Origin of the sequence: Gulosibacter sediminis, from assembly GCF_030011715.1 — a bacterium.
Classification (GTDB): Bacteria; Actinomycetota; Actinomycetes; order Actinomycetales; family Microbacteriaceae; genus Gulosibacter; species Gulosibacter sediminis.
The window spans coordinates 1-16,645 of record NZ_JASCYH010000046.1; the positions used below are offsets into that span (position 1 = coordinate 1).

Consider the following 16,645-nt stretch of genomic DNA (forward strand, 5'->3'; position numbering starts at 1 on the left):
GGAAACTACAAAAACCGACCACTCAACCCCGTCGCAGAGGTGGAGGGGGTGACCGTCTGGCCGGTACACTCGGCCAAACTCCGTGCATCGAAGCACGGGCTGGGTAATGAAGGAGCGGCCATGCCTCCGATCGCCACCAACCGCCGCGTCGAATTCATCGACGCCTACCGCGATCTCGTGCTCGAGCGCGGCGAGCGCGGCGCGACCCTCGACGCACTCGCAAAGCACGTCGGCGCATCCAAGGGCGGACTGCTCCACCATTTCCCTTCAAAGTCCGCGCTCGTCGACGGCCTCTGCGAGCGTTTCATCGAGCTCGTCGCAGAAGACATTGCCGACCTCCCCGGCAGCGGCCTCACCCCAACCGAGTGGTATCTCGGCACTTCGAACAACTACACGGCGCCACTCGAGCGCACCATGTCTGCGCTCATCCGCCTCGCGCCGTCGAACGACGCGAAGATCCGGCCGGTGCTGCGCCGCGCCCGGGCGCAGTGGTACGGCATCGTACTCGCAGATGTTGGCGATGCGGTGCTCGCGAAAGCGATCATCCTGCTCGGCGACGGCATCGCCTACCACGCCGAAACGTACGGCACCACCGACGACGCCGAGTTCACCGATTCCGCGAGCGTCGAGCGGGTTGTCGAACTCGTCGCTCAACTGCGCGAGCAGCGGGCCTCGCGCCCCGATTCATCCCGTCTCTGAAATTCGTTGGATATACCGACCAGACGGTGTACTCTCAGTCAAACTCAACCCGACGCCACTACGTACGCGACCCGGCAACAACCAACCGGCACCGCGCCACAGCACTGGTATCCCTCGGTACGCAGAAGTCTCGAGCAGTGCACACCGCGGAATCGGACCCGGTGCGCAAATGTCGAGGCGTCCTGTCCAACCAGGAGCCGATATGTCTCGTGAGTTCGTATTTCCCGACGCCAACGCGCCTCGCGACCCGATGGTGGAGTCGCTCGTCCGTATGAGCCGCCAGACCGCGGGCAGTAGCCTCACCCGCCGCTCCCTCTTCGCGGGTGCCGGCGCCGCCGGTTTGCTGTCACTCCTCGCCGCCTGCGGCACCGGCGGCACGACCCCCTCGGGCGGCGGCGAAACCGGCGCCGCGCTGACGCCGGCCACCGACCTCTCCGACACCGAAAAGCTCGTGCGCTGGTCGAACTGGACCCTCTACCTCGACTACGACGACTCGAGCGGCACCTACCCCACCCTCGAGAAGTTCATCGAGACCTCGGGCATCGACGTCACCTACACCGAAGACATCGACTCGAACGACTCCTACTTCGGTAAGTACCAAAACCAGCTCTCGAACGGGCAGGACATCGGTGCCGACGTCATGACCCTCACCGACTGGATGGTCGCGCGACTCATGCGCCTCGGCTACGTGCAGCCGCTCACCCTCGACAACATGCCGAACGTACAGGCGAACCTGCTGCCCGAGTACATGAACGCGAGCTTCGACGAGGGCCGCAAGTACTCGGTCACCTGGCAGGGCGGCTTCACCGGCCTCGCCTGGAACAAACAGGAGGTCCCGAACGGCCTGCACACCCTCGACGACCTGTGGGACCCGAAGTACAAGGGCCGCGTCGTCGTGCTCGACGAGATGCTCGACACCATGGCACTGCTGCTCATGGGCAACGGCGTCGACATCGCGAGCGACTGGGGCGACGACGAGTTCGACGCCGCGCTCGACGTGCTCAAGGAGCACATCACCTCGGGCCAGATTCGCCAGGTCAAGGGCAACTCCTATAAGGAGGATCTCATCTCGGGCGACGCCGTCGCGGTGCTCGCGTGGTCGGGCGACATCACGCAGCTCAACTTCGAGAACGGCGACCGCTGGGACTTCGCGCTGCCCGAGTCGGGCGGCGACCTGTGGGCCGACAACTTCACGGTGCCGATGGGTGGCACCCACACGAAGAACGTCGAAACGCTCATCGATTACTACTACCAGCCCGAGGTCGCCGCCGAGGTCGCCGCCTACGTGAATTACATCTGCCCGGTTGAGGGCGCCCGCGAAGAGATGGAGAAGATCGACCCCGAGCTCGCGAACAACGAGCTCATCTTCCCGACCGAGGAGTACCTCGCGAACTCGCAGACGATGCGCGCGCTCACGCCCGACGAGGACTCAAAGTACAACCAGCTCTTCCAGCAGGCGATCGGAAACTAGCCATGACCAGCACATCCGCGGCCGGCAGCGACACCCGGGCCGCGCGCTCCGGCGGCTCCGCCCTCGAACTCGAGCAGCTCGAGAAGCACTACGGCGACTTCACCGCGGTGCATCCCCTCGACCTACACATCCCCGCCGGCCAGTTCTTTGCGCTCCTCGGCCCGTCCGGATGTGGCAAGACCACGACCCTGCGCATGGTCGCGGGCCTGGATGCGCCGAGCGGCGGTTCGATCAAGATCGGCGGCACCGACATCAGCGGGCTGCCCGCGCACAAGCGGCCGGTCAACACGGTGTTCCAGTCGTACGCGCTGTTCCCACACATGAGTGTGTTCGAGAACGTCGCGTTCGGCCTGAAGCGACGCCGGGTCGGCGACTGGAAGGCGCGCGCGCAGGAGTTCCTCGAACTCGTCGAACTTGTGCACCTCGCAAGCCGCAAGCCGACGCAGCTCTCGGGTGGACAGCAGCAGCGCGTCGCCCTCGCGCGGGCGCTCGTGAACAAGCCAGAGATCCTGCTCCTCGACGAGCCACTCGGCGCACTCGACATGAAGTTGCGTCGGCAGATGCAGACCGAACTCAAGCGCATCCAGACCGACGTCGGCCTCACCTTCGTGCACGTGACGCACGACCAGGAAGAGGCGATGTCGATGGCCGACACCGTCGCGGTCATGAACGCAGGTCGCATCGAGCAGCTCGGCCCGCCGCAGGAGCTCTACGACCTGCCGCTCACGGCATTCGTCGCGAACTTCCTCGGTCGCTCGAACCTCATGCCCGGCACCGTCGTTGGCCGCCGCGGCGAGTTTCTCGAAGTGGATGCGGCGGGGCACCGCGTGCTGCTCGCGGCGGCCCGCGCGGTGTCCGAGTCGGGCGACGTACTGGTGGGCGTGCGTCCCGAGAAGCTCGATATTCGCGCCTCGACCCCCGGCGACGCGGCGACTGCCGAGAACGAACTCGCCGGCATCGTCACCGACACCGCCTTCGCGGGCATGTCGAACGAGTATCACGTTGAGGTGCCCGGGCTTGGCGACTTCGCAGTGTTCGCGCAGAACCGCGGCGCGGCGATCCTCCAGCCGGGCGACGCGGTGACGCTGTCGTGGCACCCCGAGCACGCGTTCGGACTCGACGGCGCCGACGACGTCGACGCGGGCGAGGAATCGTGACATGGCCAGCACCGACTCTGACGCCACCACCGCCATCGCGGTGAAATCGGGCGGCGACGTGCCGAGGGGGCGCCGCTCACGCGCGGGCTACGGCCTCGTCACGCCGGGCCTCCTGTTCCTGCTCATCTTCTTCGTCGTGCCGGTGTTTACGCTGCTCGCGACGTCGCTCTACGTGAAGCCACCGGGGGCCGACATCGGCCAGTACGCGCCGGCGCTCGAGTTCGGCAACTACGCCATCGTGCTCGGCGACTACTGGCCCGAGCTGCTGCGCTCGTTCGGCTTCGCGCTCATCGCAACGGTGCTCTGCCTCGTCATCGGCTACCCGATGGCGTACCTCATCGCGGTGCGGTTGCGCGGCCACGGGTTCCTCCAGGGACTGCTCCTCGTGCTGCTGATCGCGCCGTTCTTCACGTCGTTCGTGCTGCGCACGCAGGCGTGGCGCCAGGTGCTCGCGGACGAGGGGTTCGTCGTGCAAACGTTGAAAACGTTGCACCTCATGCCGGCCGACGCGACGCTCACCGCCACGAGTTTCGCCGTGGTCGCCGGCCTCACCTACAACTTCTTGCCGTTCATGGTGCTGCCGATCTTCGCGAACCTGCAGGCGCTCGACGGCCGGCTCCTCGAGGCGGGCCGCGACCTCTACGCAAACGACATGACGGTGTTCCGCAAGGTCACGTTCCCGCTGTCGGTGCCGGGAGTTCTCGCTGGCACGCTGCTCACCTTCATTCCCGCGGCTGGCGACTACGTCAGCGCAGCCATCCTCGGCAACAACCGGAATACGACGATGATCGGTCAGGTCATCGAGTCGCGGTTTATGCGGGTGCTCGACTATCCCGGCGCGGCCGCGCTGTCGTTCATCCTCATGCTCTCGATCCTGATCCTCGTGTCGATCTACGTGCGCCGATTCGGCACTCGAGACCTCGTCTAGGAGACCCGCAATGGCTATCGCAACTCAAGGCCGCGGCGCGAAGATCGGCGCCTCGCTCGGACGCTGTGCGATCCCTGTGCTTGGCGGGCTCGCTTTCCTCTACCTGCTGCTGCCGATCGCGTACATCTTCGTGTTCTCGTTCAACGAGCCGGCGCGCACGAACCTCACCTGGCGCGGGTTCACCTTCGAAAACTGGGCGAATCCGTGTGGCGCGCCTGGCGTGTGTCAGTCGGTCGGGGTGTCGATCCAGATCGGCCTCGTGGCAACGCTCATCGCGCTCGTACTCGGCACGCTGCTCGCCTACGGGCTCGACCGCTTCGCCTTCAAGTTCCGCGACTCGATGGGCTTTCTTATCTATCTGCCGCTCACGACTCCCGACGTCGTGCTCGGCGCATCCCTGCTTGCGTTCTTCCTCAACGTCGGCCTCGAGCTCGGCTTCTGGACGATCGTGATTGCCCACTCGGTGTTCTGTATGTCGTTCGTGATCGTCACGATCCGGGCGCGCATCGCCACGCTGAATCCGGCGATTGAAGAGGCCGGGCGAGACCTCTACGGCTCCCCCGCCCAGGTATTCCTTCGGGTCACGCTGCCGCAGCTCATCCCCGGCATCCTCGCCGCCGGTCTGCTGTCGTTCGCGATGAGCTTCGACGACTTCATTATCACGAACTTCAACTCGGGCACGGTCGAGACGTTCCCGAAGTTCGTGTACGTCGCGGCCGCCCGCGGCATCCCGGCGGAGGCAAACGTCATCGGCTCGGCGATGTTCCTCATCGCGGTGCTCGTCGTCGTGCTCGGCCAGGTTGTGCCGTGGCTGCGCAAGCGCCGCCTGCGTGCCGCGGCGGCCGAGCCGGCCCCGACAACGCGAGCCCTCGCATCCCGCCACTAACCGCGAAACCGGTTGACCGCCGCGAAATAAAAGTTGAGTGGTCAGTTTTTGTACTTCTGACGGTCTCAGAACTACAAAAACTGACCACTCAACTGCTCCTGGGGATGCGGTGGGCGCGGGGATGTCGGTGGGGCACGGCAAGATGGGATGCATGACATCGATCGCACGGGCGCTAGAGCTGCGACGACTGATTGCCGAAAACACCACACTCGGGATGCTGCGCAAGGAGCACCTCCCGATCATCGCCGCGGTGCTTGGCACGCACCTCGGTGGCCCGGGCGAACGGATCGCCACCGACGAGCTCCACGAACGTCTCGATGCCGATCTCGAGGACCTCCGCGACCACTTGTCCCTCGGATCTGGCAACGGGAAGTCGTATTGCGACGAGTGGCGCAACGCAGGCATCCTCATTCGACGGCCCGCGTCGGCAGCTCGAGGCGAAACCTACGAACTTTCGGCCGCGGGATTCGACGCGCTACGCATCCTTGATCAGCTTCATGAGCCGCAGTCCACCCTCACCGAGTCGCGGCTCATGACGCTCGCCACTACGTTGCACACCCTGGCGATCGACACCGACCCGGATCAAACGCGACGGCTCGAGGCCCTCGAACGGCAGCGCGACGCCATTGACACGCAGATCGCCCGCATCCGCAGCGGCGATATCGACGTGATCGACGCCGCGCGCGCAACCGAGCGCGTCACTGAAGTGCTCCTGCAGGCGCAGAACCTGCCCGCAGACTTCGCACGCGTGCGCACGAGATTCGAGGAGCTGAATCACGAGCTCCGGTCGAGCTTGCTCAATTCGGACAATTCGGTCGGCTCCGTGCTGGATGACGTGTTTCGCGGCGTCGACCTCATTGATTCGTCGGATGAGGGACGCACATTCGCCGCATTCTCCGCACTTATCCGCGACCCGGAGCGATCCGCCGCGTTCGACGCTGATGTCGCGGCGATCCTCGACCGCGATTTCGCGGCCTCACTCACGCCCGATACCCGCCGCGCGCTTCGCCACCTGATGCGCACCATGAAGCAGGGCAACCGCGAGGTGAACCAGTCACTCACCGAGTTTGCCCGCGGTCTTCGCCGCTACGTGCGCTCGCAAGACTTTCAGCGCGACCGCGAATTGCGTCGTCTGCTCCAGGATGCGCTCGGCGCGGCAGCCGAATCGCGCGGCAGCGTGAAGCCATACGCTCGAATCGGGGTCGACCTCGACCTCACGTCGATGCAACTCCGCAGCGTAGGCGCGATCGTGCCCCACGACCCCAGCGACTTCGAGGTCAGCGCGACGCTCGATGACGCAATCTCGGGTGAGACCGACTTCGCGCGACTCGCGGAAATCGCGCGAGAGACCGAAATCGACTTCACCGAGCTCGCGGGCCACGTGAATCACGCGCTCGAGCACGGCAAACCGGTGACGGTCGCGGAGATCTTGACCGCGCATCCGGCGACGCAGGGCGTTGCAAGCGTCATCGGCTTGCTGTCGCTTGCGGCGATTCAGGGTGAAGTGACCGACGACCAGGACGAATTGCGATGGCGGGGCCGAGACGGCGTTGAACGCAGGGCCAACGTAATGCGGCATCTCTTCTCCAAGGAGGTAATTGCGTGAACGCGACCGAACACGGCCAGGCAGAGCCCGGTGGTCGAAACGAAGCAGCCCTGTGGCGCAATGACACCGGCACACTTCACGAGACGTCCCGGAGAACGCTGCTGCACCTGCTGAAGGGCCCCTACCTGTCGGGAACCACGCACTCAAACCTCTGGACGGCGCTCCTCGCCGATGAGGCGGCAATCCGCTCGCGCCTGCATGATCTCTTCCTCGAGCTTGTCATCGACCGGGACGACGAATTCGCCTTTGTGCAGAAGGTGCACACGGACGAGCTCGATGTGCCGACCGCACTTCGCAACGAGCCCCTCACCTTCCTCGACACCGCGATGCTCCTCACACTGCGGCAAATTCTGCTCGCGAGCGGCGGCGAGCAACGAGTAATTGTCGGAAAGGAGGAGGTCTACGAGCAGATGCAGGTCTACCGCAACGGTGACGAGGTGACCTTTGAGCGCAATCTCAATAGCGCTTGGGGACACATGAAAGACCGCTACCGGATCCTGCACAAGGCGGCTGATGACCGCGTCGAGATCTCTCCTGTCGTGAAATTCCTCATCGACGCCGACCGCGTGCGCGAACTCACCGCCATCTACCGCAACCTCGAGCCAAGTGAACAGGACACCGCCGAATGACGCACGCACCGGCCGCGCCCGCACGCCACATCGGCCCCGCGGGGCAATGGCGGCTCGCAGAAGTCCAGCTCGCCAACTGGGGCACGTTCGATGGGGCCATTTACCGGATCCCGATAGCCCGGGAGGGTCACCTCATCACCGGGCCCTCCGGCTCGGGTAAGTCATCCCTGCTGGACGCCATCTCCGCCGTCCTCACACCCGACCACTGGCTACGGTTCAACACCGCCGCGCAGGGCGCGACGACACGCGACGACCGCCGAAATTTGATGAGCTACGTTCGTGGCGCATGGAACCGGGCCAGCGACGAGTACGAAGACCGCGTGGTGAGCCAGTACCTCCGGCAGCGTGCCACCTGGGGTGGGATTTTGCTGCGGTACGACAACGGCGTCGACGACCCCACGACGCTGGTTCGCCTCTTCTTTGCCAAGGGCACGAGCACCCAATCCGCCGATCTCGCGAGCATATTCATGATCGAACGGTCGCCGTTGGATCTCCGCGAGCTCGAGCCCTTCGCCGCCAAGGGGCTCGAGACGCGCAAGATCCAGGCGCAGTGGCCGGATGCGTTGGTCACGACTACCGGCTCGCATCGCGCGTTCTACGCCCGGATGCGCAAGATCTTCGGTATCGCGAACGACAGCGCATTGCAGCTGCTGCACAAGACGCAGTCGGCCAAGAGTCTCGACAGCCTCGATCAGCTGTTCCGTGACTACATGCTCGATCGGCCGCGGACCTTCGACATCGCCGACAACGCGACCGAACAGTTCGGGGAGCTCAACGACGCGCACGAACACGTGGTGCAGCTGCGGATGCAGCGTGACCACCTCGAGCAGCTTCAAGTCCAATCCGAGGCCTACGACGCCGCCCTCGACGCAGCCCGGTCGGCGAATGAACTCGCGGATGCGGTGCTCCCCTACCAGCGCGGCCGACGGCGCGACCTGGCGCAAGCGGAGCTGGTTCGGGTCGATGAGGACATCCAGGCACTGATCCCCGGCATCGAGCACGCGAGCCGCCACGTGAAACAAGCACGGGAGGCCCTCGATGTTGCGAGACAGCGAGAGCAGCAATTGACCGGCAGCGGAGTCGACCAGCTTCGCCTCAGGATTGATGCCGCCCGCGAGGACGTCGATCGCACCGCAAAACGGTGGCAGAACCTATCAACGCAACTCGCGAAAGTCGGAATCAACCACGCGCCGGAAACTGCGGCCGAATTCGCCGAGCTATTGGCCCAGCTTGATCAACGGGCCAATGGCTCGTTGCCGGCCGGTGCAAGCTACGTACAACAGCAACTGCTCGCCGACGCTAAGCGCAATCTGGCGCAGGTTGGCGCCGAAATCGAGACGTTGCGGCGCAGTGGTACGAGCGTCCCCGCAGCGCTGCTCGAGATTCGAGCGCAGATCGAGCGCGCGATCGGGGCGTCCCCGGGCGCGCTGCCGTTCACCGCGGAACTCATCGAAGTGCGGCAGGAATACGCGGAGTGGACCGGCGCGATCGAGCGGGTCCTTCGCTCGATCGCCCTCACGATGTTGGTGCCCGAGCATCACCTTGCGGAAGTCCGTCGCTGGGTTAACGCCCACCGGATTCCGGGCCGGCTGCGGTTCGAGGTGGTCGGTGAGCCGGCCCCACCGCAGCCCGCTGCTAGCGACGTGTCGCTCGTCAACCGCGTCGCTGTCGCCGAGCATCCATATGCTGCGTGGCTTGCCGGCGTGCTCTCCACGAGGTTCGACTACGCCTGTGTCGACAGCCCGGATGATTTCGATCGCCATGCGCGCGCAATCACCAAGGAGGGCCAGCTCAAGCAATCGGCGACCCGTTACGAGAAAGACGACCGGCACGACATTTCCGACCAGCGGTATTGGGTTCTCGGCGACCGCGAAGCCAAACATGAAGCACTGATCACACACCTCCATCGGGCCGAAGCTGAGGTTAAAGCAGCCGAGGCGATCGTCGACCGCGCCGAAGCCGCCAAGACTCAGGCCATGGTGCAGAACGCAACCGTCGCTGCGATTCGAAGCCAGGACTGGCGTGACCTCGACCGAGGGAGCGCCGAATCGTCGCTGCGCAACCTTGAGCAACAACTCGACGCCCTGACCCGCACCAACAGCGATGCGAGTGCTGCCGTCGCTGCGGTAACAGCGGCCCGCAACGTTGTGGCAACCGCGGACGAACAGCTCGAGCAACTTCGCGTCGAGCTCAGCGATCGGCAACGGCAGCAGCGAGAACTCACGCGAGAGATCGATGACATGGATGCGCAGTTCGTGTCAACCGGTGCACCGTCACTCAGCGAACATGTGATGGACGAGCTTGAGCGGCGTTTCCGTGCATCACAGCGCCTGATCACGCGCAGCAATATCGGCGACATCGGCGCGGAAGTCGCCAACGCTCTGCGCCGTGAACTGGATGCGGCGAACCGCGACGCTGCGCAGTCGTCCGGCCATCTCGTGAACCTGGCCACCGAGTTCAAGGGACGCTGGCCCGCGGCTGCCGCCGACCTCGCCCCGGCAGTTGAGGACCGCCAGGGCTACCTCGAATTACTCGGGACAATCGCCACGCACCGGCTACCCGACCACGAATCGCGCTTCCTCAAGCTCCTGCGCGAGCGCTCCCGCGACATGGTCGGTGACCTGCGCTCCGAGATTCTCGCGGCGCCGGACGAGGTCCGGGACCGCATCGTGCCCGTCAACTCGTCGCTGCGGAAGTCGCCGTTCGATCGTGACCGATTCCTGAGCATCCGGGTCAAGACGAACCGGCCGAGCGCCGCCAAGGAATTCCTCGACGATCTCCGGGCCATTGCCGAGGGAGGCTGGGAGGACGACGATGCCGAGACGGCCGAGACACGGTTCCGCACGTTGGCCCGGATCATGCGTCGGCTCGAGTCGAGCGATCACGTCGATCGCCAGTGGAAGAACCAATGTCTCGACACGAGGCTGCACGTCACGTTTCTCGCGGACGAGATTGACGAGGACGAACGCGTCCACGCCACTTTCGACTCGGCTGGCGCGCTGTCGGGCGGTCAGCAGCAGAAGTTGGCCGTGTTCTGCTTGGCGGCGGCGCTTCGGTACCAGCTCGCCGACGCTGACGATGCCCACACCAAGTACGGCACGGTCGTCCTCGACGAGGCTTTCGATAAGGCGGATGCTCGGTTCACCCGGATGGCGCTCGACGTGTTTACCGAGTTCGGGTTCCACCTCGTGCTCGCAACCCCGCACAAGCTCTTGCAGACGCTTGAGCCCTACATCGGTGGCGTGACCGTGGTGGAAAACCCGACCCGACGCAAGTCCGAATTCGCAGACGTGACATGGGAGCGGCGCTAGCGATGCGTTTGATTACGGAGGCCCGCGAGTTGGCGACGAAACGGGTTCGGTCGAGCAGGAGTGGTTGGGCGGCCGAGCGGATCGCACCGACGGACCAAGCTTTCGAGTGGACCATTGCCCTGCATCCGCCGACCGAGCGCGAGATGCGCGCCGACGAGCATGCTGCCGAGTCGTGGGCGCGAAGCTGGCGTGGCTTGGCCGACGCGCCGCCGAACTCCGGCATTCGGATTGAATGGGGAAGCCGCACGTGGAAGAGCATCGGCAAACAACATGTGCCGGTTCGAGCTGTCTTCTCGAGCCCTGATGGTGTCGCGGCATTCGCGGGTGGAGCCGCGAAACGTGAGTGGGGCGTGCTGCGCGACCGGGCGGATGCGGTGGCCGAACGGTTTGTTCGTGCGCCAGAGCTCGCGGCGGTAGTTCGGAGCCGCGCGGCCATGATTCTTGCCCTCGCCGAGGGGGACTTTGGCACGTTGCTCGACGTGGTCGAGTGGCTGGCGACGAACGATGTGGCCAGATTGCGGCCCCGGCAACTGCCGATCCGTGGCATCGACACGAAGTGGTTCGGTGCACATCGCGGACTCGTCACCGAGTTCTTGGCTGCGCTGACGAGTCGTGAGCCGGGCATTGTGGACTCAGACGCGCTTATCCGAGTGCGCGTGCTCGACCCGACCCTCGCGCCAGGCGAGATCCTCGACTTCGCGGCGCCCGCATCCGAGCTTGATGCCCGCGCCTATCGGCCGCGGGTGACATTCGTGTTCGAGAACGTCGAGTCGGTGCTCGCCATGCCGCCCTGGCCCGGGGCCATTGCGATACATGGTGCCGGCTACGCGGTGAACCTCCTCGAGCAGATTGCCTGGGTTCGGGAGTCTCGGGTCATTTATTGGGGCGATCTCGACTCGCACGGATTCGCGATTCTGCATCGCTTGCGGACGCACCTGCCCGACGTGACTTCAACCCTGATGGATGAAGCGACGCTGCTCGCGCACCGCGACCTCTGGGTCAAGGAATCCAGGCCGCATCGCGGGCTGTTCGCGTCGCTCACCGCCGGGGAGCAGCTCGCACTCGACCTCTTGCGTTCAGAGGGCGACACCCGCCTCGAGCAGGAACGCATCCCCTGGTCGGCTGCCCTCTTCGCCCTATCCCAAGCCTCCGCATCCGCATCCGCATCCGCATCCGCGAGCAGACTGAACCAATAGTCCTCCACTAGTTAACTGCTCCGTTTCGAAACAAGGTTTGTGGCTGCAGCAATGAACAAACCAAGTAGAATAATGGGTCTGCTGCACGAGTAGGTGACATCTGAGCTGGCTTGCCCCCAACTATGGGGCAGGTCTGGAAGGATGCCATCGTGCCCAAGCCCTACCCCGACGAGTTCCGCAACGACGTCGTTCGAGTCGCTCGGAACCGTGAACCCGGAGTGACGATCGAACAGGTCGCCAAAGACTTCGGAGTCCACCCGATGACCCTGCAGAAATGGCTGAAACGAGCCGACGTCGAGACCGGCGCCAAGCCCGGCCTGACCCGCGCAGAAGGCGCGGAGTTACGGGAGGCCCGTAAACGGATCCGGTTGCTGGAGCAGGAGAACGAGGTCCTGCGCCGCGCAGCGGCGTATCTGTCCCAGGCGAACCTGCCGGGAAAAGGTACTACCCGCTCGTGAAAGAGCTCGCCGCCGACGGTATCCCCGTCACGGTAACGTGCCGGGTCCTCAAGCTCGCCAGACAGCCCTACTACCGGTGGCTGAACGCACCCATCCCCGAAAGCGAGGTGGTGGCTGCTTACCGCGCCAACGCACTGTTCGACGCCCACAAGGATGATCCGGAGTTCGGGCACCGGCTGCTCGCCGACGAAGCCCGTGAGGCCGGCCAGGCGATGGCCGATCGCACCGCGTGGCGGCTGTGCCGCTCAAACCGGTGGTGGAGCAGGTTCGGGAAGAAGAAGGGCAAGAACCAGCGTCCAGGCCCCGCCGTCCACGACGACCTCGTCAAGCGCGACTTCTCCGCCCGGGCGGCCAACGAGCTCTGGCTGACCGACATCACCGAACACAAGACCGCCGAAGGCAAGCTCTACCTCTGTGCGATCAAGGACGTCCACTCCAACCGAATCGTCGGCTACTCGATCGACTCCAGGATGAAGTCCCGGATCGCGGTGAACGCGCTCGACAGTGCCGTTGCCCGCCGCGGCGACGTCGCGGGCTGCATCGTCCACTCCGACCGCGGATCGCAATTCCGCTCGAGGAAATTCCTGCGGGCCCTGACCCGTCACGACCTGCTCGGGTCGATGGGCCGGGTGGCCGCGGCTGGGGACAATGCCGCCATGGAATCGTTCTTCAGCCTGCTGCAGAAGAACGTCCTCGACCGGCAATCCTGGGCCACCCGTGAGGAACTGCGAATCGCGATCGTGTCCTGGATCGAACGCACCTACCACCGCCGACGACGCCAGTCCCGACTCGGCCGCTTGACCCCTGTTGAATTCGAGACAATCATGACCACACCAGCCGACCTGGCTGCGTGACTAGAAACTGTCACCTATCCGTGCAGCAGACCCCTTTGCCCCCGCCAGAAGGCTCAGTACTCACGCTAGACCCCAAAATCACGCGAATCACTTCGACGCATGCGGCTGGCGTGCGCTCTGCATGCCACTGCGAAGCAGACGATGCTGCCTCAACTTTCCGGTAGTCGCAGGGACATTTCTCCGGTGGCTGCGGTACTGGAGGCACGGAGCGAAGCCCCTTCAGCGGAAAGCGAGTTATACCGTAGTGCCGGGGAGCTCGGCGCGCACGATTTCTGCGCCCGCGTTCAGGGCACTCAGCTTCGCGAGTGCGACGTCGCGCGGGAAGGGGGCCATGCCGCAGTTGGTGCTGGGGATGAGCTTGTCCGCATCCACAAACTGGAGCGCTGCCCGAAGCGTCGCGGCCACTTCTTCCGGCGTCTCGATCGTTTCGTTCGCGACATCGATGGCCCCCACCATGACCTTCTTGCCACGGATGAGTTCGATGAGATCAAGCGGGACGTGGGAGTTGTGACACTCTAGCGAAACGATATCGATGCTGGACTGCTGCAGCAGCGGGAAGAACTCCTCGTACTGCCGCCACTCGGACCCTAGCGTCGCCTTCCAGTCGGTGTTCGCCTTGATGCCATAGCCGTAGCAGATATGCACAGCAGTCTCGGCGCGGAGTCCTTCGGCGGCCCGTTCCAGTGCCGCAATGCCCCAATCGCGCACGTCGTCGAAGAACACGTTGAACGCTGGCTCGTCGAATTGAATGATGTCAACGCCCGCCGCCTCGAGTTCTTTCGCCTCCTCGTTGAGGATCGTCGCGAATTCCCACGCGAGCTTCTCTCGGCTCTTGTAGTGCCGATCCGCAAGCGTGTCGATCATGGTCATCGGCCCGGGCAGCGCCCACTTGATCGGCTGATCAGTCTGCTGGCGCAGGAAGCGCGCATCCTCGACGAAGACGGAGGCGTCTCGGCTCACCGCACCCACCACGGTCGGTACGCTCGCGTCATAGCGGTTCCGGATGCGCACGGTCTCGCGGCGCTCGAAGTCGACCCCGCTGAGATGTTCGATGAATGTCGTGACGAAGTGCTGTCGGGTCTGCTCACCATCGCTGATGATGTCGATGCCGCGGCGGGCCTGCTCATGGGCGGCGATCCGCAACGCATCCTGCTTGCCCTCGGCCAGCGCATCCCCCTGGAGATTCCAAGGCGACCAGAGCGTTTCCGGCTGTGCGAGCCACGACGGCTTTGGCAAGCTGCCGACGGTTGCGGTGGGGAGAAGCTTTGGCATATTCGAGTGAACTCCGGCGGTCATTACACGAGGACAGGGACGTTGGCGGCAAACTGTTCGAGCGCCGCTCCGTGCGGCTTCATGAGGTGTTCCTCGGTGAACTTGCCCTGCTTGGTCGCCAGCTCGCTCCGCTCGACGCGATCGTAATCAATGAGCGTCTTGGAGAAGTCCTGCGAATCCAGCGACGGGCGGTAAATTCCCGCGGCGGCCGAATTCGCGTTGTAAATCTCTGGGCGATAGATCTTTTGGAAAGTCTCCATCGTGCTGATCGTGCCGATGAGCTGCAGGTTGGAGTAGTCGTTGAGCAGGTCGCCGCGGAAATAGAACGCGAGCGGGGCGACGGTGCCTCGCGGCATGAAATACCGCACCTGCAGGCCCATCTTCCCGAAGTAGTCGTCGGTCAGGGAATAGTCGTTCTGCTGATACTCGACGCCGAGAATCGGGTGGTGATTCTCGGTGCGGCGATATGTCCTGCTCGTCGAAACGCTGATGCAGATGACGGGCGAGCCGAGGAAGCGCTCTTGGTAAACCGCGGAGTCAAGGAAGTGTTGGAAGAGCTTGCCGTGCACATCGCCGAAGTCATCGGGAACGGTGAATTCCGTTGCACCCTTGTTGGCAGCCGGGAGCCGCACGCTGAAGTCGTAGTCGCGAATGTAGGAAGAGAAGTTATTGCCAACAATCCCCGGGTGCCGAACGCCAGACAGCCGGTCGAGGATTTGGACATCGAGGATCTCCAGAAATGGAAACTGCTGGTCCTGATCGGCTGCCGTGAACTGCAAGTCCGCTGACACGATCTCCAACTCAACCTCGTAGCGATCCTGGTTCCCGTTGTCCCACTCCGCAAGATCATTGAACCGACGGTTGATCATCGTCAATGTGTTGCGGAGATTCTGATGCCGGTGCTCGCCTCGCGCCAAATTCGCGAAGTTCGTGGTGATCCTCGAGTTCTCCGACGGAGCGTAGTCCTCGTCGAATCGGGTGGTGGAAATCTTGAACGTGAACTCGTTCGTCATGTCCGTCCAATCTGGGCGCGTGATCGGCCGGGCTCGGCCTTGCGGAAGTCGATGCATCCATACTGCAGGCACAAAGGTGCCATCAAGTAACTTGCGGCACCTATGGACTCCTATAGCCTTTAGCTATGACCACGAGTTCGAAGGGCATCACGCTGCAGCAGCTGCACTACTTCATCGAGGTCGCGGCCGAGGGATCGATCACCGCTGCCGCTGACTTGCTCTATGTCGCGCAGCCAACGTTGTCAGCCGCGATGAAGGATCTTGAGTCGCGAGCGGGGCGCCCATTGCTCCTCCGGTCGACGCGCGGCGTGACGCTCACCGAGGATGGCGCGGAGTTCCTCGGATACGCCCGGCAGGTTGTCGAGCAGATGTCACTCCTCGAGCAGCGGTACCTCGGGCGACCGCCGTCGCGGCGGTTGCTCGGAGTGTCGGCGCAGCACTACTCGTTCGTGGTTGACGCGTTCGTGCAGATGGTGAAGTCCACCAGCGCTGCCGAGTACGAGTTTTCGCTACGTGAGACACGCACGTGGGACATCATCGAAGACGTCCGGACGCTCCGAAGCGAACTCGGGATTCTCTATCGGAATGACTTCAACCGGAAAGTCATTGAAAAACTGCTGCGGGATTCCGGGCTCGCGTTCCATCCGCTCTTTCTTGCCACGCCGCACATCTTCATTGCGCGGAAGAATCCCCTCGCATCCCGCGATCGCGTTACCCTCGACGACATTGCTGATCTGCCACGGCTCACCTTCGACCAGGGCGCGAACAACTCGTTCTACTTCGCCGAGGAGATCCTCTCGACGCTATCGAGCAAACAAGATATTCGGGTCTCTGATCGCGCAACGATCTTCAACCTCATGATCGGGCTCGACGGGTACACGATCTCGACCGGCCTCATCAGCGACGACCTCGACCCGGAAATCGTCGCCATTCCCCTCGCCGTTGACGAACGAATCGAGATCGGCTGGATCAGCCATTCCTCGATCCCACTCACCGAGCAGGCACAGCGGTACCTCGCAGAACTACGAAACGTCGTCACCCGCTTCGGCGTCGAGCTGCTCGGCTAAGCGCACACCCTCCCCACGCATCCCCGACCACAGCCCGAAGAACAGTTGAGTGGTCAGTTTTTGTAGTTCTGACGGCGTCAGAACTACAAAAACTGACC

At 64.0% G+C, this 16,645-nt stretch carries 13 protein-coding genes; 11 read left to right on the plus strand and 2 right to left on the minus strand.

Going from position 1 to position 16,645, the window contains the following annotated elements:
* The first annotated feature begins 120 nt into the window (after positions 1-120).
* The 10 genes from QM019_RS11390 (at position 121) to QM019_RS11435 (ending at position 13,195) form a co-directional block, all read left to right on the plus strand.
* The gene (locus tag QM019_RS11390; RefSeq protein ID WP_125106351.1) at positions 121-699 is read left to right on the plus strand and encodes a TetR/AcrR family transcriptional regulator; all 579 of its coding nucleotides are present in this window, start codon (positions 121-123) and stop codon (positions 697-699) included.
* 202 nt (positions 700-901) lie between these two features.
* Entirely contained in the window at positions 902-2,170 is a 1,269-nt protein-coding gene (locus QM019_RS11395) for an ABC transporter substrate-binding protein (RefSeq protein ID WP_282853084.1), read from the plus strand.
* A gap of 2 nt (positions 2,171-2,172) precedes the next feature.
* Positions 2,173-3,327, plus strand: a complete 1,155-nt coding sequence (locus QM019_RS11400; protein ID WP_282853085.1) for an ABC transporter ATP-binding protein — start codon at positions 2,173-2,175, stop codon at positions 3,325-3,327.
* Position 3,328: 1 nt separating this feature from the next.
* Positions 3,329-4,255, plus strand: a complete 927-nt coding sequence (locus QM019_RS11405; protein WP_282853086.1) for an ABC transporter permease — start codon at positions 3,329-3,331, stop codon at positions 4,253-4,255.
* A 10-nt stretch (positions 4,256-4,265) separates the two neighbouring features.
* Entirely contained in the window at positions 4,266-5,141 is an 876-nt protein-coding gene (locus QM019_RS11410; RefSeq protein ID WP_282853087.1) for an ABC transporter permease, read from the plus strand.
* A gap of 151 nt (positions 5,142-5,292) precedes the next feature.
* On the plus strand, positions 5,293-6,747 hold the full coding sequence (locus QM019_RS11415) for a DUF3375 domain-containing protein (RefSeq protein ID WP_282853088.1): 1,455 nt from the start codon (positions 5,293-5,295) through the stop codon (positions 6,745-6,747).
* A complete protein-coding gene (locus tag QM019_RS11420) occupies positions 6,744-7,376 on the plus strand; it encodes a DUF4194 domain-containing protein (RefSeq protein ID WP_125106356.1) in 633 nt (210 codons plus the stop codon). The genes QM019_RS11415 and QM019_RS11420 overlap by 4 nt, the downstream gene beginning before the upstream one ends.
* Entirely contained in the window at positions 7,373-10,687 is a 3,315-nt protein-coding gene (locus tag QM019_RS11425) for an ATP-binding protein (RefSeq protein WP_282853089.1), read from the plus strand. Before QM019_RS11420 ends, QM019_RS11425 begins: the two co-directional genes overlap by 4 nt.
* A gap of 2 nt (positions 10,688-10,689) precedes the next feature.
* Positions 10,690-11,883 (plus strand): Wadjet anti-phage system protein JetD domain-containing protein, encoded by a 1,194-nt coding sequence (locus QM019_RS11430; RefSeq protein ID WP_282853090.1) that lies wholly within the window; start codon positions 10,690-10,692, stop codon positions 11,881-11,883.
* A 149-nt stretch (positions 11,884-12,032) separates the two neighbouring features.
* Positions 12,033-13,195 (plus strand): IS3 family transposase gene (locus QM019_RS11435; protein WP_282853091.1). Its coding sequence is split into 2 segments (ribosomal slippage): positions 12,033-12,317 and positions 12,320-13,195, totalling 1,161 coding nucleotides; the frame shifts between segments, so codons are not numbered across the junction.
* A 234-nt stretch (positions 13,196-13,429) separates the two neighbouring features.
* Here QM019_RS11435 and QM019_RS11440 read toward each other — a convergent pair.
* On the minus strand, positions 13,430-14,467 hold the full coding sequence (locus QM019_RS11440) for a methionine synthase (RefSeq protein ID WP_282853093.1): 1,038 nt from the start codon (positions 14,465-14,467) through the stop codon (positions 13,430-13,432).
* Between the two features lie 23 nt (positions 14,468-14,490).
* Positions 14,491-15,480 (minus strand): putative oxygenase MesX, encoded by a 990-nt coding sequence (locus QM019_RS11445; protein ID WP_125106359.1) that lies wholly within the window; start codon positions 15,478-15,480, stop codon positions 14,491-14,493.
* Between the two features lie 125 nt (positions 15,481-15,605).
* Between QM019_RS11445 and QM019_RS11450 the strand changes: the two genes are divergently transcribed.
* Positions 15,606-16,547 (plus strand): LysR family transcriptional regulator, encoded by a 942-nt coding sequence (locus QM019_RS11450; RefSeq protein WP_125106360.1) that lies wholly within the window; start codon positions 15,606-15,608, stop codon positions 16,545-16,547.
* The last annotated feature ends 98 nt before the right edge of the window (positions 16,548-16,645 follow it).